The 18,386-nt window shown below is 60.5% G+C and carries 17 protein-coding genes; 7 read left to right on the forward strand and 10 right to left on the reverse strand.

Features of this window, described 5'->3' with window-relative positions; genetic code table 11:
- Positions 1-31: 31 nt before the first annotated feature.
- From ACJO2E_RS14310 to ACJO2E_RS14320, 3 genes are all read left to right on the forward strand, one after another.
- Positions 32-1,330 (forward strand): methyl-accepting chemotaxis protein, encoded by a 1,299-nt coding sequence (locus ACJO2E_RS14310; RefSeq protein ID WP_406964695.1) that lies wholly within the window; start codon positions 32-34, stop codon positions 1,328-1,330.
- 404 nt (positions 1,331-1,734) lie between these two features.
- Entirely contained in the window at positions 1,735-2,265 is a 531-nt protein-coding gene (locus tag ACJO2E_RS14315) for a GNAT family N-acetyltransferase (protein WP_406964696.1), read from the forward strand.
- Positions 2,266-2,523: 258 nt separating this feature from the next.
- Positions 2,524-2,928: an SRPBCC family protein gene (locus tag ACJO2E_RS14320; RefSeq protein WP_406964697.1), complete on the forward strand. Its 405-nt coding sequence runs from the start codon at positions 2,524-2,526 to the stop codon at positions 2,926-2,928.
- A 91-nt stretch (positions 2,929-3,019) separates the two neighbouring features.
- On the opposite strand, the gene ACJO2E_RS14325 is transcribed toward ACJO2E_RS14320, so the two are convergent.
- A complete protein-coding gene (locus ACJO2E_RS14325) occupies positions 3,020-3,862 on the reverse strand; it encodes an MBL fold metallo-hydrolase (RefSeq protein WP_406964699.1) in 843 nt (280 codons plus the stop codon).
- A 93-nt stretch (positions 3,863-3,955) separates the two neighbouring features.
- On the opposite strand from ACJO2E_RS14325, the gene ACJO2E_RS14330 reads away from it, so the two are divergent.
- On the forward strand, positions 3,956-4,897 hold the full coding sequence (locus tag ACJO2E_RS14330) for a GlxA family transcriptional regulator (protein ID WP_406964700.1): 942 nt from the start codon (positions 3,956-3,958) through the stop codon (positions 4,895-4,897).
- Positions 4,898-4,929: 32 nt separating this feature from the next.
- On the opposite strand, the gene ACJO2E_RS14335 is transcribed toward ACJO2E_RS14330, so the two are convergent.
- From ACJO2E_RS14335 to ACJO2E_RS14345, 3 genes are all read right to left on the reverse strand, one after another.
- Complete coding sequence (locus tag ACJO2E_RS14335; protein WP_406964701.1) at positions 4,930-5,433, reverse strand: Mut7-C RNAse domain-containing protein; 504 nt, start codon at positions 5,431-5,433, stop codon at positions 4,930-4,932.
- 94 nt (positions 5,434-5,527) lie between these two features.
- Positions 5,528-6,445, reverse strand: a complete 918-nt coding sequence (locus ACJO2E_RS14340; RefSeq protein ID WP_406964702.1) for a hypothetical protein — start codon at positions 6,443-6,445, stop codon at positions 5,528-5,530.
- A gap of 52 nt (positions 6,446-6,497) precedes the next feature.
- Positions 6,498-7,169: a hypothetical protein gene (locus ACJO2E_RS14345; RefSeq protein ID WP_406964703.1), complete on the reverse strand. Its 672-nt coding sequence runs from the start codon at positions 7,167-7,169 to the stop codon at positions 6,498-6,500.
- A 461-nt stretch (positions 7,170-7,630) separates the two neighbouring features.
- Between ACJO2E_RS14345 and ACJO2E_RS14350 the strand changes: the two genes are divergently transcribed.
- Entirely contained in the window at positions 7,631-8,785 is a 1,155-nt protein-coding gene (locus ACJO2E_RS14350) for a pectate lyase (RefSeq protein ID WP_406964704.1), read from the forward strand.
- Positions 8,786-8,840: 55 nt separating this feature from the next.
- On the opposite strand, the gene ACJO2E_RS14355 is transcribed toward ACJO2E_RS14350, so the two are convergent.
- The gene (locus tag ACJO2E_RS14355) at positions 8,841-9,818 is read right to left on the reverse strand and encodes an alpha/beta hydrolase (RefSeq protein WP_406964705.1); all 978 of its coding nucleotides are present in this window, start codon (positions 9,816-9,818) and stop codon (positions 8,841-8,843) included.
- Positions 9,819-9,862: 44 nt separating this feature from the next.
- A complete protein-coding gene (locus ACJO2E_RS14360; RefSeq protein WP_406964706.1) occupies positions 9,863-10,750 on the reverse strand; it encodes a TraB/GumN family protein in 888 nt (295 codons plus the stop codon).
- 125 nt (positions 10,751-10,875) lie between these two features.
- On the opposite strand from ACJO2E_RS14360, the gene ACJO2E_RS14365 reads away from it, so the two are divergent.
- Positions 10,876-11,295 (forward strand): universal stress protein, encoded by a 420-nt coding sequence (locus ACJO2E_RS14365; protein ID WP_406964708.1) that lies wholly within the window; start codon positions 10,876-10,878, stop codon positions 11,293-11,295.
- Between the two features lie 106 nt (positions 11,296-11,401).
- Here ACJO2E_RS14365 and ACJO2E_RS14370 read toward each other — a convergent pair whose 3' ends face one another.
- The 4 genes from ACJO2E_RS14370 to ACJO2E_RS14385 form a co-directional block, all read right to left on the reverse strand.
- Positions 11,402-11,983, reverse strand: coding sequence for a hypothetical protein (locus ACJO2E_RS14370; protein ID WP_406964710.1), 582 nt, complete (start codon positions 11,981-11,983; stop codon positions 11,402-11,404).
- A 107-nt stretch (positions 11,984-12,090) separates the two neighbouring features.
- Positions 12,091-14,901 carry a glycine betaine ABC transporter substrate-binding protein gene (locus ACJO2E_RS14375; RefSeq protein ID WP_406964711.1) on the reverse strand — a complete coding sequence of 937 codons (2,811 nt, stop codon included), beginning with the start codon at positions 14,899-14,901 and terminating at the stop codon, positions 12,091-12,093.
- A gap of 260 nt (positions 14,902-15,161) precedes the next feature.
- The gene (locus tag ACJO2E_RS14380; RefSeq protein WP_406964712.1) at positions 15,162-15,941 is read right to left on the reverse strand and encodes an SDR family oxidoreductase; all 780 of its coding nucleotides are present in this window, start codon (positions 15,939-15,941) and stop codon (positions 15,162-15,164) included.
- A 137-nt stretch (positions 15,942-16,078) separates the two neighbouring features.
- Positions 16,079-17,170: a GlxA family transcriptional regulator gene (locus ACJO2E_RS14385; protein WP_406964714.1), complete on the reverse strand. Its 1,092-nt coding sequence runs from the start codon at positions 17,168-17,170 to the stop codon at positions 16,079-16,081.
- A 155-nt stretch (positions 17,171-17,325) separates the two neighbouring features.
- Here ACJO2E_RS14385 and ACJO2E_RS14390 point away from each other — a divergent pair, with 155 nt between their 5' ends.
- A complete protein-coding gene (locus ACJO2E_RS14390; protein WP_406964789.1) occupies positions 17,326-18,378 on the forward strand; it encodes a class I SAM-dependent methyltransferase in 1,053 nt (350 codons plus the stop codon).
- Positions 18,379-18,386 lie beyond the last annotated feature (8 nt).

Below are 18,386 nucleotides of genomic sequence, written 5' to 3' on the forward strand. Positions count from 1 at the left end.
CGGGTTGTCGCAGAAGCCAAGGGGAAAAGGGATGTTGTTCGCGCTGAAACGTTCGGAAAAAATTGCTGCAAATGAACCCGAGACAGAGAACCGGGACAGGGAATTCGAGGCGATCCGTCACAACATCGGTTATATCGAGTTTACACCGGACGGTCGTATCCTGGATGCCAATGACCTCTTCCTGGGCGTGGTCGGCTACGCACGGCACGAGATTGTCGGGCAGCATCACCGGATGTTCTGCAAACCGGAGTATGTCCACAGCGATGATTACCGGCGGTTCTGGGAGAGCCTGGCCAATGGTGAGGGCCACAATGGTTCCTTTGAAAGGCTGAACCGCGACGGCGAAGTGTGCTGGCTGCAGGCCTGCTACTTCCCAGTCACGGATGTCGACGGCCAGGTGGTCAAGGTCATCAAGCTGGCGGCGGATATCACCCAGGAACGCAAGGCCCTCCAGGACCGGGAGGCCCGCATTGGCGCCCTGGACCGCTCACTGGCGGTCATCGAGTTCGAGCCGGATGGCACCATACTCTGCGCCAACCGTAACTTCCTCCAGGTGATGGGCTACGATCTCGACGAGATCAGCGGCCAGCACCACCGCATATTCTGCGATGGCGCCTTCTATCGGGAGAATCCGGACTTCTGGCGCAAACTGGCCGCCGGTGAGTTCTTTTCCGGCCAGTTCGAACGGCGGGACCGCTCGGGCAATCCGGTATGGGTGGAAGCCACCTATAACCCCATCTTCAATGACGATGGCCAGGTCTACCGGGTCATCAAGTTTGCCTCCGACATTACCAGTCGCGTCAGGGCCTTCCAGCAGACCATGGCGGTGGCGTCCACCACATCCGACGAGACGTCCGCCATCACCGGTCAGGCCAAACGCTCCCTGGACGCGGCCGTCGCCAGCACCGATGATATCGCCAGCCAGATCGCCTCCGCCAGTGAGAGCAGCGACCAGCTTAACCAGCAGGCCGGCAATATCACCCGGATCGTGTCCACCATTTCAGCCATCGCCGAGCAGACCAACCTGCTCGCCCTGAACGCCGCCATTGAAGCGGCCCGGGCCGGCGAATCCGGGCGAGGGTTTGCCGTGGTAGCGGACGAAGTTCGCCAGCTTGCCAAACGCACTGCCGAAGCCACCAACGAGATTGGCACCGTAGTCGAACAGAACGCTGGCCTGATCCAGACCATCCACGGCCAGATGAATGCCATCCGCGAGGGCTCCGAAGTGGAGAAGGAACGGATTGCCAGTGTTACCACAGGGCTTAACGAGCTGGATGCAGCGGTGGAACGCATGACCGACGCGGTCCGCGCCCTGGGCCGGCAGGAATAAGGTTACCAATGGCCAGGCCGGAAACGCCTGGCTTTCCTCGGCCCTGTTGCGTTATGCGTGCTCCATTTACCGTAACCGAATGACGTCACGAAACGCAGTTATTCTCAAGCCTCATTGACGTGTGTCACGAGACGCAATGCACTTTGCTGCATGATCATATCCGCCCGTTTGTTTGGTAACTCTCCGGAATTCTGGCTGAATGCGCAGCGATCTGTTGATCTTTGGACGGCGGCTCAGTCGGTCAAGGAAGAAGTGGATCGGATCAAGCCGCTAAATGCTGCATAATCAGGCCATGAATAGGATTCCAGAATCTCTGCATCGCGGCTTTGGTTCCGTTCCGCAGCCGCGCGTGCGGAGCGGTGGGATACGCATAGGCTTTCGAATTGTCATAAGGAGTGCGGCCGATGGGCCTGAGGGTTGCTGCCAGGCAGGATTTACCAAGGATCGTCGAGATCTACAACGCCGCGATTCCGACTCGCCAATCGACAGCGGATACGGAAATGGTCACGACGGAGGCCCGCCTTGAATGGTTTGAGAAACACCAGCCAGAACGGCGACCACTCCTGGTCTACGAAGAGGAAACCGGGATTGTCGCATGGTTAAGCTTTGAAGATTTTTACGGCAGGCCGGCGTACCAGCATACGGCTGAGCTAAGCATTTACATTACGCCTGAGCACCAAGGTCGCTCGGTAGGGAAGATTCTGTTGCAGGCGGCTGAAGAGATGGCGCCGCGACTGGCCGTGCACACGCTTGTCGGTTATGTCTTCGCTCACAATACGCCGAGTATGCGCCTGTTACAGGCTTTCGGGTATCAGGAGTGGGGGCGAATGCCGGATGTGGCGACGATGGATGGCAAGGAGTACAGCCTCTGCATCATGGGCAAGCGTCTTGTGAGTCGTTCCGGTATCGAACAATCCACTCCAACCGACCGCTAGATCGCTGCGCACTTTACCGGCGACCAGGCTTCATCGTCATGTACACACAAAAACGAGGAATCACGGATTAATTCGAGCCATATTTTCTGGCCAGTGTTGGCCCAGGTGTTCCTGACATTGACTATGTATATCGTGCTCGGGGTGAGGAAGGCCAGGGCTCCTACATCGAATCCGGATGCTGTTCTTGCGCGACATACCAGTACTAGGAGCCAGATGGCCGGAATCACGCATCTGGCCCTATAAAGAGAACTTTTCACCATGCCAGACGTTCAACATATCAGCACCTACATCCATCGTGCCCCGGAGGATGTCTATGCTTTTGCTTCCAATCCCGAAAACCTGCCTCGCTGGGCAGCGGGATTGGCCAGCTCTGAAGTTAAAAGGGATGAGGGTGTATGGGTGGCGGAAGCCCCCTTCGGTAAGGTGAAGATCCGGTTTGTGGAAGAGAACACCCTGGGTGTTATGGATCATGATGTTGAGCTGGATTCGGGGGTGGTCGTCCATAACCCCATGCGGGTTGTGCCCAATGCTGAAGGAAGCGAGTTCATCTTTACCTTATTGCGTCAACCTGGAATGTCCGACGCGCAGTTCGCAGAAGATGCGCGGGCCGTTGAGAAAGACCTCCAGACCTTGAAAGAACTTCTTGAGAGCACTGCTGAATGACCTATCGTTGCTCCACTCGTTGAGCCCCAGAATAATGCCAGGCACGGATTGGACTTCCCCCCCGTCGCCTGAAGCGCCGGGGGTTACCTCGTTATCCGTGTAGTTCGTCGGTAAGGACAGGGATATTTCGGGCATCCGTCGATGGCTGCGGGGCGCTGGACGTCGTAAATACCAGCGTCTCCCCGTCATTTGGCACCCGTAGCCGGGCGCCCAGGTTATCCCGCTCGCCCATGGCCCGGATCTGTTCCCGGGTCACCGGGCAGTGGTCCAGGGATTCGAGGTGGTTGGCCACCACGATGCCGGTGCTGATCCGGGCTACCGACCGGACATCTTCAACCCCCATGATAATTTCCCCGCCAATATCGAAGTTGGCACCGCCTGCGGGCACCACACACACATCCGGCTGGTTCTGCAGGATGCAGCGGCGGACGTCGTCGGTGAGGATGGTGTCCCCGGCGATGTATACGCTGGGCTCCCCGGGAAACTCCAGGAAGTAACCGTGGCCATGGGCCATGAACCGACCCACCAGCCCGCGACCGTGAAGGCAGGGCACCGGAGTCAGCTCGCCTCCCAGGAAGGCCTGGCGCAGCCCCGGCTGTAGCGGCACCACCGACAGGCCCTTGCGCGACAGGAAGTCGGCGTCCTCCGCCATGCAGTACACGGGGATGTCATGCTGGCGCAGCCACTTTGCCCCGGCCCGGTCCAGGTGATCAAAGTGGCCTTTCTGGCAATGGGTGATCAGGCAGTGGGTGACGGTTTCCAGTTCCGCACTGGTGTTTACGGGCAGCCCCACCAGTGGGTTGCGGCGGCGTGACCGGGTGGCGTACTTCAGGGGTGGAATGGCGCCCATGGGAGCCAGCATCGGGTCCACCAGGATGTGGTGACCGCCGATCTCCACGATGATGGTGGCGTTTCTTAACTGCGTGATGTTCATGACGACCTCCTTACTTCAGACGTCATCATTGTGCGGTGACTGGCCGGTGGTTAGTATGGCATTTAACGACATAAATAATGCGGATAACGCCATATGAACATCGGTCTGCTGCTTTACCGGGATTGCCTGCCCGCCGGGCTGTTTGGTTTCTCCGACCTGGTGACGGCGGTAAACCAGCGGGCAGGCCGTGAGCTATTCCGTTGCCAGTGGGTGAGTGAGCCGGGTGGCCCCTTGCCGACTGCCAATGGCATTACTCTGGCCACCGAACGCCTGGGTGAATCCAGACTGGATGGTGTACTGGTACCCGGTGCGTGGCGCGATGCCGGCAATGCCGTGACCGATGCCGATGATGGCCTGGTGGAGGTCCTGGCTCGATTGCCGGCATCAACCCGGTTGTGGAGCTACTGCACTGGGGTGTGCCTGGTGGCCCGTACCGGTCGCCTGGATGGCGGCCCGGCCACCACGACCTGGTGGCTCCGGGAGCTGGCCGGAAGCCGGTTCCCCCGGGTTGACTGGCGACCCCATCAAACCCTGGTTCGCACTGGCCATGATGATACCGCCGCAGGCGTTAACGGTTACCTGCCACTGGGGCTGGCGCTGCTGGAGGAGCAGTGCGGTGGCCAGGCGGTGGAGGAGATCCGCCGGCATATGGTGCTGCCTCGGCCGGAGGACCACCACACGCCCCTGCAGGACGTTCCGGGCCTGTTCCGGCAAAGCCTCTGGTTACGTGAGGTGATCCGTTGGGTGGAGCAAATGCCCGCCCACAGCCTCATCATTGACCGGCTGGCCGAATTCATGCACACCTCGCCCAGGACCCTGCAACGTCGGGTGCTGAAAGAGAGCGGCCACCGGTGCGGCCAGTTGATGCGGCTGGTGAAGCTCAATCAGGTGGGGGAACAGCTCATCAGCACCGACCGGCCCCTGGCGGCCATCGCCGACGGGCTCGGCTTTCCGGATGAGGCCAGCCTCCGGCGCAGCTTCCGGCAGGTATCCGGTATGACGCCAGGAGAGTACCGGAAGCATTTCGGGCGATAGGCCCGCCCGTTGTCGATTCGTGACTCGACGTCTCACACGCCATTGTCTGCCTGTAGTTCCGGAAACAGGTCAGCCAGCGACTGGCGCATGCGTTTTACATGGGAGCCCGGCCAGTAGATACGGCTGCAGCCGGGGCATACCAGGAAAGGCCCCGGGAGTGCGCGGGATCGTACAGGCACCCGGGCAGTGATCTCGTCGGTGGTGGCCGCCCGCAGGCGGCTGTTACACATCAGGCAGCGGTTGAACAGGTCGTCGGTGGGCGATAGCCCGAAGGTCCGGGCCACCCGGTCGAGCTGGGTGAGGGGGCGGCCGGACGTGAGCAGCAGTCCCTGATCGGGTCGCAGAAAGGTGATCAGGTGCCGGTCGCGGGTCAGCAGGATCCGTTGTTCACGGTTGGCAAGGGCGACCAGGTCGTGGTCGTCGATGTCAGGACTGTAGGTGGTGTCAAAGCCCAGCGCCCGAAGCCATCGGGCCAGTCGCCCGAGCATGGCGTCGACGGCAAATCGCGGTGTCGATTCCGGCTGTTCCGTCATCATGTTGGTCCGCCATATCGGGTGACAGAGCCGTTCCTTTCTCGTAGTCATTCATGCGGCGGTACCCGTTGGGCCGCCGCACAAGGGGCCGTGTTGCCTAGCCGGCTTCTTCGTCGTAATGCGGGTAGGAATGCTTGAGGGTTGCGTGGTTCAGCAGCATCTCCGCCTTCAGGTGCTCGCCGGTGGCGTCATAGATACGGGAACGGACCCAGTAGGACTCGGTGCGTTTGCTTTCCGACAGGGCAACGATCTCACGACGGATCAGGTAGTCCTCGCCCACAAACAGGGGGCCATCGATCATGCGGATTTCCTGGTCGGCGAACAGGCCAACGGCCGGCTGTTTCACCGGGAACTTAGCGGTCTTGCTGGTGTACTCGGCAAGCACGCTGACCATCTCCAGGGGGATGATCGCACGGCCCCAGGGGGAATCGGCGCCGTCGCTGTACCAGGGCGAGTGCTCGGTAATCCGTTCCAGCTTCTGGTTCAGCGAGAAGGGGTAGAGGTTACCCATGTGCTGGTCGGCGTCCATGCGCACCGGCTCATCCTCCGCACCGGTCATGCCGACCTGGAGATCGGAAAGGATCACCAGCTTCTCCGGTGGCCGTAACCTGGCCATACGCTGCTCAAGCAATGTCTCGCCGCCTTCGGGGCCCAGGCTGGCACTGGCTTCCAGAACCGGTGTGCCATCCGCCTTCTCGGCCCACGCCCGGACCCGTTTCGCGCCGGGGGCGGGTTGCTCGACAAAAGCCCGCACGCTTTCACCTTCCACCACCATGTTCTGGAAATGGGCGGAGAAGCAGCCACGCTCATACCACTCCTTTCCCCAGATTGCTTCAAGCAGGGGCGCAAACTGGCTGAAATGGGTCGGGCCTTCGATGGGCCCGGCCTGGAAGCCGAGTTTTTCCGCCATGCTGTCATCGTGTATGGAGGAATGGCCGCTGTATTCCTGGTCCGCCAGCATCTGCCGGGGTTGTCTGAGTGGGCCACACAGGTGTATCGGGGTATCAAAACTCATGGGCGTGTCCTTGATTGTTGTAGGGAAACTCGCCGCGTTATTGTACCCGATTTCACAGGTCCAACTCATGATTGAACAGGACATTGCCCAGCCCCAGCACGATGCGATCTACCGCGTCTTCATCGGAGGCGGCGGGGGCCGGGTTTTCCCTGCGGACCGAATGAAGCAGGTCCAGCAGTCTTATCACCAGATCCACCGGCGCGAACTGGTCCGGCGCGGTGGCGATGGACTGATGGGTGTAGGTGAGGGCATGGTCCACGATGACGGCGCGGGACGTACCCAGGCCGACGGTGTCCAGTTCCAGGCAGGACTGGTACCGCTCTTCCCGTTCCAGTCGCAACGCCTCCTGGCAGATCTCACCGGACTGCTCGGGCGAGGCGTGGTCCCGCATCAGGGCGGCCAGTCGTAACTCCACGGTGCCTTCCTGGCACTGTTCTTCGTATTCGTGCTGCACCGTATGCCGCGCCTGGGGCAGGAACTTGCGTACGGCATTATGCCGGGCCTGGTCGATTGCCGGTTGCTCGGCGGTATTGATCAGCGTGGACATCAACCGGGTGCTGTGGGTCAGGTAGGTCCAGAGTTCCGGTGGAATGGCCTCCGGCTCGGCCGGCAGTACCCGGCATATGGACCTGAACTCAAAGTAGAGGCTGGTGACTTCGTGCTCGGGAAAGCCGGAGCAGTGGACGATACGGGACAGGCCCACGCGGTCCATGTCTGCCAGCAACTGGGGCGCCAGCAGCAGGATGTAGTGTTGGGCACCTGGTGAGAGTGGCTTGTCGATAACGGATACCTCTGGGGTTTTCCAGCGCGTCCACCGGTACGCTTCCGTTTCAGTCTATACCCGGAAACCTCACCGAGAAAGCGAAGCCCGAACGGAAAGTTCCGAACAGGTACGCAAATACGGAAACCCGAATGACTCGAACGACGTGATTGCGGAGATCCTGAATCCCGGGTTACCTCAGTGGTGGGGCGCGGACTGGTACACGGTTAAGCTGCTGGCCGGGTCTGGTTACCTTGTAGCCGGTTTCCTATCTGTCGTTCTGAACATGCTGTCGGGCAGAAAACGCGAATGGAGTGGGCGGGCCAGGAGGGTCCGGTCGCTCCGGCAAACGTGCGGGGCAGCCATGGTGGTTAACGACTGCCCCGGACGGGCCGTAGACAACCACAACAAATGGAGTCCCGATAATGAAACCTTCTGTAATTGTTCCACTACTGGCTGCGGTTCTCTCGACGCAGACAATAACGGCGATGGCGATCGACAACGGTCGCTATGCCATCATCTCCCGCCACAGCGGCCTTGCCCTGGATGTGGACGGCAACAGCACTGCCGATGGTGCCAATGTGGTCCAGTGGGAATACACCGGGGACGAAAACCAGCAGTTTAACGTCACCAACCTTGACAATGGTTACTACACCATTCGCCCGGTACACAGCGACAAGTCCCTGGACGTATGGGAATGGAGCACGGAGCCGGGCGGAGAAATCCGCCAGTGGCAGTTCAGCGGCGGCTACAACCAGCAGTGGGCCATCGACAACGCCGGCAACGGCTACCACACCATCAGCTCCCGCCACAGCGGGCTGCCGCTGGACGTCTGGACATGGAGCACGGCCAATGGTGGCGATATCCGCCAGTGGTCCTCCACTGGCGCCGTGAACCAGCAATGGCGCTTCCAGCCGGTGGACGGAGGTGACGATGGTGGTTCTGGCTCGAACCCCGGCGGTCCCGTTGGTAAAGGATCCAGCTGTGAATCCACCGGCAGCCGTTTCGTACCCGAGACCATCGTGGTCAACGGCGGCACCTTCGACGGCCAGTGCCAGACTTTCAACGCCAGTTCCGCCCTGGGCGACGGTGGCCAGAGCGAAGGCCAGGACCCGGTATTCCGCCTGGAGAACGGGGCCACCCTCAAGAACGTGATCATTGGCCAGAATGGCGCGGATGGCATCCACGTCTATAACGGCGGCACCCTGGAAAACATCCTATGGATGGATGTGGGCGAGGACGCCATGACCGTCAAGTCCGAGGGCAACGTCACCGTCCGCAATATAGAGGGCTACAACGGCTCGGACAAATTCCTGCAGGTGAATGCCTCAACCAACCTGACCGTGTCCAACTGCGTTGTCGACAACATGGGCAAATTCCTGCGCCAGAACGGCGGCACCGGATTCGAGATCAATGTCACCGTCGACAATTGTGATATCTCCAACATGAGTGAGGGCATCTTCCGGACGGACAGCTACAGCTCCACCGCCCATATCTCCAACAGTCGCCTGCGTAACGCTGGCCGGGTCTGCATCGGAAACTGGGCGAGCTGCACCAGCTCCGGCCTGTCCAACTTCTGACCGGGTGGCGGAACTGCCGGGGGGCGAACACTGCCCCCGGCAGTCATGATTGGAATCAGTCCTCAAGCCAGTCCCCGATGGCCGGCACCACAGACTCGTCCGTCACGATACCCAGGTGCGAGGCACCGTCAATCACTCGTACATCCCCTTCCGTATACCGGTTCACCACCGGCCTGAACTTCTCCGGATAGAAGAGCCCGTCATCGCTTCCAACCAGCACCAGTAGCGGTTGTTTGATGGCAGAGAGCGCTTCCGTGTAGTCCCGGGGGGCATAGCCGGTGTTGAGGCGGTAGGAGTAGCTCAGCGTCTCGGTGCCGTCCCGCACGTCCGCCGGCATGTTGAACCGGATCACGGGCAGGTTGTTGAGTGCGCTGATGCCCAGGTTGTTCAGCAGGGTCAGGCCGATAATGCGTCGTGTGTAGGGGGTGGCCCAGCCGGAACCGTCGGGGCGGATGGTGGGCGCGTTGTATTGCAGCCAGGGCGCCAGCAGCAGGTAACCATCAGCCTGTTCGCCATAGCGGCTGCCGGCGAATCGCAGCGCCAGGCCGCCACCGGAGGAGTGGCCGCCAATCACCAGCGTGGCTTCCGGCCGGTCCCTCCGCACGTGATCGATCAGGTCCGCCAGGTCGTCCACCAGTTGATTGGTGTAGTCGATATCGCCCCGGCGTATCGGGGCGGGGCCATGCCCCCTCAGATCCGGCGTTATCACATTGGCATAACCGCCAGCGCTGATCCGGCGGGCCATTGGCGCCAGGTATCGGCTATGCCAGCCGGAGCCGTGCAGCAGTATCAGCACTTGCTCGGAGTCGGAGGGGTAGAGTCGGTAGGAGAGGGTGTTGCCGTCACGGGCCTGGTAGCCTTCCAGGGGCGGCAGTTCACCGATATCACCGGTCAGCGCCCCGAAGGACAAAGGCTCCTTGTCGGCGGGTGGTTCACGATGGGAATCGCTGATGATCAGCCCCATGGCGACGAGCAGGTAGATCATCAGAGATACCAGGACGGACAGGCCGACCCTCACTGCAATCGTTCTCACCGGTGACCTCGTTCAGGCGGTTCATGCTGGTGCAGGACACGACACTACCAGTCAACCTGCTCCACCTGATACCCCCGGTCTTCCAGCAGGGCCAGGACACCGTCGTCTCCGACCAGATGCAGGGCCCCGAAAAGGACCAGCTCAATGTCCCCGGTGCCCAACAGGCGTTCGATCTCCGGTATCCAGTCGCGGTTACGGTCCACCAGGATCATGTCGTACAGGTCCGGAAACCGGTCTACCCAGCGTTCCAGGCCCGCGGCCGCCAGTTTTCCCGTATCGCCGTTACGCCAGGCGGTGCGGATGGATTCCATGTCCCGGGGGAGTTGCTTCATTTCCAGGATGGTATGCCGGATCAACTCGTCTTCCTGCCCCTTGCCCATATCGACCAGGAACTGGATCTGCTGGTCCGGGGATTCCAGGTAGCCAAGTTCCTTGCCGTCGTTCAGCGCCTGTAGCCGGAAATACTGGTCCACCCCCGCCTCAGTAAGGCCAAGTTGCTGAAGTTCGAGTACGGATAGCGTCATCGACAGCATGCCGGGTTTTAGCCGGAAAAGCGGGGCGGTGGGTATGTTTCTCTCTTCCAGGTAATCCCTGAGCAGGTCGACGGTGTCATCGGAAAGGTGCTGGAGCACACTGTTGTCACCGGAGTAGGTGGTGGCCATCAGTATTTTCCGCTGGTACTCGGTGGTCTGCAGGGCCGCGATGTCGGTTTCCAGCACGACCATGTCCGAGTCCTGGTAGGCGCTGGTGAAGCCGTCGGGAAGGGGATAGTCGTCCTTGCTCAGGAGGTGGATGGTGCCGCCGACGTAGAGGTAGTGGTCGCCTTTCGTGACCTTCCAGACCGATGTGTCGGCGTGGGCGGACAGGGCCATTGTCCAGAGCAGGGTGCCTGTCAGAAGCAGGGCGATAGGGGCCAGCCAGTGCTTTTTCATGGTGATTCCTTGTGGTTGTTTCCTTTGCGGCCAGTTTACCTATACCAGTCTTGATCTCGATACCATCCGGCCCCAGATCCTTTAATAAGGCAAGACAAAAAACTGGTCAATCAAGGGAGGCGGCCATGTACTCCAGGATTTTGGTACCTGTTGATCTCGCCCACATCGACAAGCTTGCCAAGGCGCTGAATACGTCCATCGACATCGCCAAGCACTATAATGCGGCCCTGCACTACGTCACGGTGACCAACCGGACACCATCGTCCGCAGCCCACAGTACCCGTGAGCTGGAGGACGAGCTGCGGCTGTTTGCGGAGGAGCAGGGCAGGGACCATGGCATCGATACCAGCTACTCGTTGATCGAGTCACCGGATACGGTCGTTGAGCTGGAAAAGCGACTGGTTAAAGCGGCCGACGAGACCGGGGCGGACCTGATCGTCATGGCGTCCCATGTGCCCGGCATTGGCGACAAGCTGCATTTCATCCGGTCCAATGCGGCCAATCTGGTGCGGGATGCGAAGATCTCGGTGTTTGTGGTGCGTTGACAGAGACGGGGCAGGGTGAAGGTGGTTCCTCTGTATCCCGGTCATGGGAACACAGGCGTGGCCGGAAACGGGAAATTCCCGGCCACGTCAGGGGCAGGTTCAGCGACTATTCTTCACCAAGGGCCCTGAACTGGTCGACATAAGGCCTGACGACCTTGATGTCCTCCTGCGAGGCACGGTCGGCGGCGGCCAGCATATTCCTCATGTTCCTGGCCATCTCATTCATACCGCGCTGTGTGGCTTCATGGGCCTCGGGGTCGATGTCCGGATTGGCCATGGACTCAACCATCTTCCGCTGCTCCGGGGGCATGTCCTGGATCGAGATCGCCATGGTTGCGATAAACACACGGTCCCCTACATCTGCCCATTGCTCGATGTTGTCAAAACCGTGGTCTTCCACAATCTCTTCCAGGCGATCCCTGGCTTCCGGGGAGTCGTCCAGGGTGCTCAGTGAACTGGAGATGGGACGACCCATATCATGGTTTTCGGGTTCCATCTCGGTGTCCAGTTCCGGAAATTCCTCCCGTAGCTTTTCAGTGTCGTGCATGCTGTCGATAAAAGACTGCACCTGGTCCTCCGTGAGGGACGCGGCCTGGGCGAGGCCGGAGAGCATCAGGCCGAAAAGCACGGCGGTGCAGAAACGAAGGGTGGCGGAAAGAGTGGGCGTAAAATCAGTCTGGGTTTTCATACGGGTCTCCTTGTGTCACGTCTTCGGCTCTTCCTCCCTGAAATGGGAACAGGCTGAGCCGACCCGATAAGGACCATACCACGAGTGACAGAAAAAACATCAACTGACTACAAACGGAACCCTGTCAGCCAGGTCAGGACCGTATCCTCGTGTGTCTGGATCCACGTGGCCGCAACCACCTCAACGGGGGTTCCGCCTTGTAGCTCCCTCAACATGTCCAGCAGTTCCGGGTTGCTGATGACGAAATTGTCCAGCAGTGTCGCGAGCTCCCTGGAGGTCTCAGCCAGATCGCTCCGATAGGCGACCCTCAGTCGAACTTCGGGCCAGGAGGTGCCTTGGTCGGGCAACTCCGATTGCCGGGCACTGATGATCTTTTTCCAGAGCGCCTTGTCGTGGGCCGGTTCGTCAACCAGGCGGATATCCGGGTTGGTAAAGAGGGCGTCGGGGTGGTAGCAGAAGAATAACGTCGGCACGCCTTGCCGGCTATTGCGGTCCAGCAACATCTGTTGGACATCGCGATCGAAGACATGAAACTGGTAGAACCGGTCCAGCCCGTAGGCCTGTAATCGCCGGCGCTCGATGTCAACGGAAGTCCAGCCGTCGGTGCCGATCCAGATATCCCCCTTGCCATCTCCGGTCATATCGAACCGGCTGGCCATGGTTGGTGAGTTCAGTTCTTCCAGGGATAACGGTTTGCCGTCACCCGCGTTGCCCGCTGTGTAGCACAGTCCCTGTTTGCCGGTGACGGACTGCTGGCCGAGGCTGACACTGCCAAAGGCACGGACGTAGCGACGAATCAGGTCATGGTTGTTTTCCTCCCAGATCTCCGGGTGAATACTGATGCCACCGTCCTCGTCATCCATGGCCACGAACGCCTGCTCGGTGGGTACCGGTGAAGCGATACGGGCGCGGAACTCGGTATGCTGATCAATGATACCCGCCAGGATGTGTGCCTTGAGGCGGGCTGATGGCCAGTTCGGAGCCACCACATGGACGGCTTGGGTGGGATCATCGGTACTGGCCATGAGTGGCGAGTTCTCTGCCGTTGGCGGACGGTTCAGGGAATCGTACATCAGGCCATAGCCAAAACCGCTGAACAGGAAGACAAAGATCCCGAAGATCCAGTAGGAGCGGCCGCGGCTGTGGAGGGATTGTGCCCGCTCATCAATAACGGTCTGGATGCGGTCCTGGACGGCCCGGACCTGGGAAGAGTCCGCATTGTGCCCGGCGTGGCTATTGAGGTAGTCCAGCATATGAGAGCAGGCCTGGCCGTGGTCGTGGCGCACCTGGGCGTACTTGTCCCGTTCGTGAATGATCAGCAGCAGGTAGATCATGGAGGTGGCCACGATCAGCGCAAATATCCCGGCCGACAGGCTGTCCGGTCGAAAGACCAGGGAAAAGAATACGTTGGTGGCTCCCAGCAGTATCAGGATGATCATCTCCTCTGCGGGAATTCGGTCGCTCTCCAGGGTCATCAGTTTGTCACCGACACGGAACAGCGCCAGCAGGTCAGCCCGCGCAGCCTCGTCACGTCTGACCAGCGGCACCAGGGCATACTTGAGTTTTTCCACGTGGCCCTGGGTGTCTGCCAGGGCAGAAAGGCTGGTAAAGGCCCGCAGGAAGCTGTGCATGTGCCAGAGTGCGTACTGCCGGATATGTCCGAGGAAGGTCTCGCGGTCCCCGCCATCAGCGGTGACGGAGGGGCGCTCCAGGACTGCCAGCAACTGCTCGTGGAACTCCCCCAGCAGGCTTTCCCGTTCCCGGTTCAGGGATGTGGTGCGCTCCAGGGCGAAGGAGGCCAGCAGGACAAAGAACACTGTGGATACCGCCAGCAGGTCATAATAATGGTCGATGGTGAACAGGGGGGCGAACAGCAACCAGATCCCGATCAGACAGACGGAAACGAACAGGACAAGCAACGAGGAACGCAGGGGGTAGCGCAGTCCCAGGAAGATGTTGGAGGAAACGATCAGTACCGATGCGATGGCCTCGTACTGATTGAGGAATCGCCCCTGCATGAGGGCCAGGATGATCACCGCACCCACCGGCATCAGGTACCAGAGGGCGCTAATGGAGGCGTTCTTGGCATTGAACACCGACAGGTCGTAGAGCAGGCTGCCTACACCCAGAATAACGAAACCGACGAAACCAAGCAGTAACAGGTCTGACGTGGTGGCTTCCGGTACCGGATCGCCCGATAACAGGAAGGCAGCGATGAGTAATGGCGCCGCAACGGTACGCACGCCAGTTTCCGTCAACAGGCCCAGCCTGAAGCCATCAAGCCCCAGACTGCGATCTTCCGACAGGGCCTGCCAGGCATCCATACATTTCATGCGGAAGAAGCAGTTAACCGCCATGGCCAGGCCGCCCAGGCCGGCAAGCCCCATGGTATTCAGCATCGGGCTGTCCAGCAGCAACCAGTCCGCGACATCGAAGTTTGGTGTGGTGAGTACCAGGAATCCGGCAAAGGCCGCCCCGGAGAATATGTAGTCGTTGATGGAGGTTTTCCGCCGGTCCCGGCGCAGGGCGCTATCGATGTAGAAAAACAGGATGGGCCAGGTTTCGAACACCAGGATGGCAATGACATCGAAATCGGTTGTCACCTCCAGCGCAAAATACAACAGCAGATGATTGGCGCAGATCAGGAAGCCGGACATGAGGGTCGGCAGAGACACCCGGCGGAGGTTACTCCGCTCCAGGAGCTTCGGGACAAGTCGCCGGTCCTGGCGAAGCAGCACTACTGCGGTAAAGGCCAACATGCTCAGCGCAGCCAGCGTATGGGCCACGGCCGCGACGTAGAAGGTTCTGAGCTGGTCAACCAGTTCGTTTACCAGCGGTGGGTATAGCATCCACAGGCCTACGGCCACGATCATGAGCGTTAATGGATGGCGGAAAAGACCGCTCAGGATGTGGGGCACGTCGCCTGTCCTCCTGACAGTAGGCTATGACTAAAAGCGCCTATCATACCGAAACTGGGCCGGGGATCAGTGGGCACTTTGTAAAACGAGGGCATCTGGTGGAAAGGTCATGATCAGTTTCCGCCATCCGGTGAGATGGAAGCTGGTGTCAGACAGGGTGAGTAAGGGATGGGTAGCCAGGCACCGGGAACGGACGGCGCCATGCCCGGTGTAGGGCATGACGCTCGTCGGGTGCCTGGATCGGACAGGTATTGCCGGGCTTACGCCAGTCGGGCGTAGGCGTGGCCACCGTCCACGGCGATGGTGTCACCCACCACATAGTCGCCGGCCCTGGAGGCCAGGTAGATAGCAGCGCCGGCCATGTCTTCGTCGTTACCCACGCGGCCCGCCGGTGTCTTCCTGGCCACTTCGTCGGCCTCGTCCCGGGCGGTGCGGTTCATCTCGGACGGGAAAGGCCCGGGGGCGATACCGGTCACCACAATGCCATCATTGATCAGCCTGGCGGCAATACGACGGGTCAGGAAGATCAGGCCGGACTTGGAGGCATGGTAGGAATAGGTTTCCCACGGATTCAGCCGGATGCCGTCGATGGAGCAGATGTTGATCACCTTGGCGGGCTGCCGGTCGGAGGCGCCGGCCTTCAGCATGCCGTGCAGGGCCTGGGTCAGGAAGAACGGAGACTTCAGGTTCAGGTCCATGACCTTGTCCCAGCCATGCTCCGGGAATTCCTCGAAATCCGCACCCCAGGCGGCGCCTGCATTGTTCACCAGGATATCCAGGTGATCCTCCCGGGACTTGAGTTCTTCGGTCAGCGCCTTGCAGCCATCGACGGTGGACAGGTCCATGGGCAGGGAAATGCAGCGCCCGTTACCCTGGGACAGTTCCTCGGCGGCGGCGTTGCACTGCTCGGCCTTGCGGGACGAGATATAGACCTTGGCGCCCTGGGCGATAAAGCCGGCGGCGATCATTTTCCCGATCCCCCGGGAGCCGCCGGTGACCAGGGCAACGCGGCCTTCCAGTGAAAACAGATTCTCGAACATGCCTGTAACTCCTTGGTTTGGTTGTTGGTTTGAGCGTTATTCGCAGGGAGCCTGTATGGTCAGGGCCAATCTGTAACCTTCGCCTGGCCCTGAGTTCTCCATTGTTGTAGCGGAACAGCATAGCCCAGGACAGGCTATTATTCGAGCGGTTGCTCGCTTTTGCTGCCTCCGGTGCTTCGCTTCGGGTAGAGGGGGCGTGATAGATGGCCTGTAGTGTTCTGGCCAAGGTCGGGAACGGCGAATTTCCGGCGGTAGGCACCGGGAGTCACCCGGGCGATCCGCTTGAACAGGCGACGAAATGCTGCCGGGTCCTGGTAGCCGACGTCCCAGCCAATCTGGTCGATGGCGGCATCGGTCTGTTCAAGCCGTCGTTTGGCCTCCTCGATGCGAACACGCTGCACGTAGTCGATAGGAGAATAGCCGGTGGCCCGTCTGAACCGACGCTCCAGGGAACGGGGCGACAGGTTCGCTATGGCGGCCATTCCTGCAACGGGACCCGCGTCCGTGAAATGCGTTTCCAACCAGTGCTGGGCTGCCCGGATCAGTGAGTCGCCATGCTGGACCGGGGGCAGAAACGGGAGGTAGGGCGCCTGGCCTTCGGCATGCTGCTCAAGCATTTCGAACTTCGCCATGGCCCGGGATGCGCCCGGGCTGACAAAACGGCCAATCAGGTAGAGGACGAGATCCTGCCAGGATGCCCCGCCGCCAGACATGACCAGTTCCTCTTGCTGTCCCGCGGTCAGGAGCACTTCATTCAGGCACAGTTCCACCTCGTGGAAACAGGCCCTGACAACGGGCTCTATGGCCCAGTGCGTGGTGGCCCGCTGGCCATCAAGCAGGCCGGTCTCCGCAAGGATGACCAGCCCGGTGCAGGCTGAACAGAGCACGGTGCCGGTACCATGCATGGCCTGTAACCACTCCACCAGTTCGGGATGCCGGCCTGGCCGCCAATTCTGGTCGACCGCCATGGTCGGTACGATGACGATATCGGTGCTGACGACATCACGGAACGCACGCTGGATGGTAATCGGCAAACCGCTGGCGGCTGCCATGGTGGTCTGCTCAGCACCAACAATCTCCACCTGGAACGGGCTGACCTCCGGAATGTCATCATAGAAGCTGGCAAGCACGGGAAAGGCGTTCAGCACCTCGTAAAGGCCGGCAACCGGCATCGACAGGGTGCCCGGAACGGCGACCAGGGAGACATGGAGTGGTGCCCCGGGTGCCATGTTTGTGCTCCTTTGACGGAAATGGACCGGTCTGGACGAGTTTGGCACTTCCTGATCGAGGCCTCAATGGCCACGATTATCAGGGAAAGGCGCCAACAGGCACTCCCTGCTCCGGCGCCGGATGAAATCGGCAGGAGGAAACCGACATGAAGGCAATCAATGACGCCAAACTCGACCAGTTCGTACAGCAGGCCATTGGTGACCTGGCCGCCGGCTTCGGTGGCGTGATGGTTAGCCTCGGGCATAGATGCGGTCTTTACAGGGCCATGCACAATGCCGGCCCCCTGACCGCCAGGGCACTGGCCGAACGTGCAGGCTGCGCCGAACGGTATGTGCGGGAATGGCTCAACAGTCAGGCTGCAGGCGGATACGTTGAGTATGACAGCACCGGAGAGACCTACGAACTGCCCCCCGAGCAGGCCATGGTCCTTGCCGACGAGGACAGTCCCGTGTTTGTGCCGCCAGCCTGGGAGGTACCGGCTTCGGTGTGGTTCGACGAGGACAAACTGATCCATGCCTTCCGCACGGGGGAGGGCATTCCCTGGGGGGAGCATCACCACCGGCTATTCTGTGGTAGTGCCGCCTTCTTCCGGGCACCATACCGGGCCAATCTGGCGTCCAACTGGTTACCGGCGCTGGATGGGGTGACCCAGAAGCTTGAAGCCGGCGCCAAGGTGGCCGATGTGGGGTGTGGATATGGCCATTCCACCATCATCATGGCCGAACATTATCCGGACTCCAGATTCGTCGGCTTTGATGCGCACCCGGATTCGGTTGCCGCCGCCCGGGAAAATGCCAGGAAGGCCGGTGTGGATGACCGGGTGAGCTTTGAGACGTCCACCGCCAAAACGTTTCCCAAAGGCGGCTACGACCTGGTGTGCTTTTTTGACTGCCTCCATGACCTTGGTGATCCGGTCGGCGCCGCCCGCCACGCGGTTGATACGCTGGCGGAGGACGGCACGGTCATGCTGGTTGAGCCCTTCGCCCACGACAGGGTAGAGGACAATCTCAATACCGTAGGCCGTCTGTTCTACTGCGGCTCGACCACAATCTGCTGTCCCCATTCGCTCTCGGAGGACGTCGGGCTGGCGCTTGGTAACCAGGCGGGAGAGACCCGTATGGCGGAGGTTTTCAGGAACGCCGGCTTCAGCCATTTCCGTCGTGCCACGGAAACGCCGTTCAACATCGTTTACGAGGCAAAGCGATAACCAACAAG

This window comes from Marinobacter shunpengi (assembly GCF_045449695.1).
Taxonomy (GTDB): domain Bacteria; phylum Pseudomonadota; class Gammaproteobacteria; order Pseudomonadales; family Oleiphilaceae; genus Marinobacter.

What these genes read in the sequence shown, in the direction of transcription:
- ACJO2E_RS14380 (WP_406964712.1), bottom strand. Translation starts at nt 15,941, where the DNA reads ATGTTCGAGAATCTGTTTTCACTGGAAGGCCGCGTTGCCCTGGTCACC.
- ACJO2E_RS14325 (WP_406964699.1), bottom strand. Translation starts at nt 3,862, where the DNA reads ATGAACATCACGCAGTTAAGAAACGCCACCATCATCGTGGAGATCGGC.
- ACJO2E_RS14370 (WP_406964710.1), bottom strand. Translation starts at nt 11,983, where the DNA reads ATGAAAACCCAGACTGATTTTACGCCCACTCTTTCCGCCACCCTTCGT.
- ACJO2E_RS14350 (WP_406964704.1), top strand. Translation starts at nt 7,631, where the DNA reads ATGAAACCTTCTGTAATTGTTCCACTACTGGCTGCGGTTCTCTCGACG.
- ACJO2E_RS14340 (WP_406964702.1), bottom strand. Translation starts at nt 6,445, where the DNA reads ATGAGTTTTGATACCCCGATACACCTGTGTGGCCCACTCAGACAACCC.
- ACJO2E_RS14365 (WP_406964708.1), top strand. Translation starts at nt 10,876, where the DNA reads ATGTACTCCAGGATTTTGGTACCTGTTGATCTCGCCCACATCGACAAG.
- ACJO2E_RS14385 (WP_406964714.1), bottom strand. Translation starts at nt 17,170, where the DNA reads ATGGCACCCGGGGCACCACTCCATGTCTCCCTGGTCGCCGTTCCGGGC.
- ACJO2E_RS14320 (WP_406964697.1), top strand. Translation starts at nt 2,524, where the DNA reads ATGCCAGACGTTCAACATATCAGCACCTACATCCATCGTGCCCCGGAG.
- ACJO2E_RS14360 (WP_406964706.1), bottom strand. Translation starts at nt 10,750, where the DNA reads ATGAAAAAGCACTGGCTGGCCCCTATCGCCCTGCTTCTGACAGGCACC.
- ACJO2E_RS14315 (WP_406964696.1), top strand. Translation starts at nt 1,735, where the DNA reads ATGGGCCTGAGGGTTGCTGCCAGGCAGGATTTACCAAGGATCGTCGAG.
- ACJO2E_RS14330 (WP_406964700.1), top strand. Translation starts at nt 3,956, where the DNA reads ATGAACATCGGTCTGCTGCTTTACCGGGATTGCCTGCCCGCCGGGCTG.
- ACJO2E_RS14335 (WP_406964701.1), bottom strand. Translation starts at nt 5,433, where the DNA reads ATGATGACGGAACAGCCGGAATCGACACCGCGATTTGCCGTCGACGCC.
- ACJO2E_RS14310 (WP_406964695.1), top strand. Translation starts at nt 32, where the DNA reads ATGTTGTTCGCGCTGAAACGTTCGGAAAAAATTGCTGCAAATGAACCC.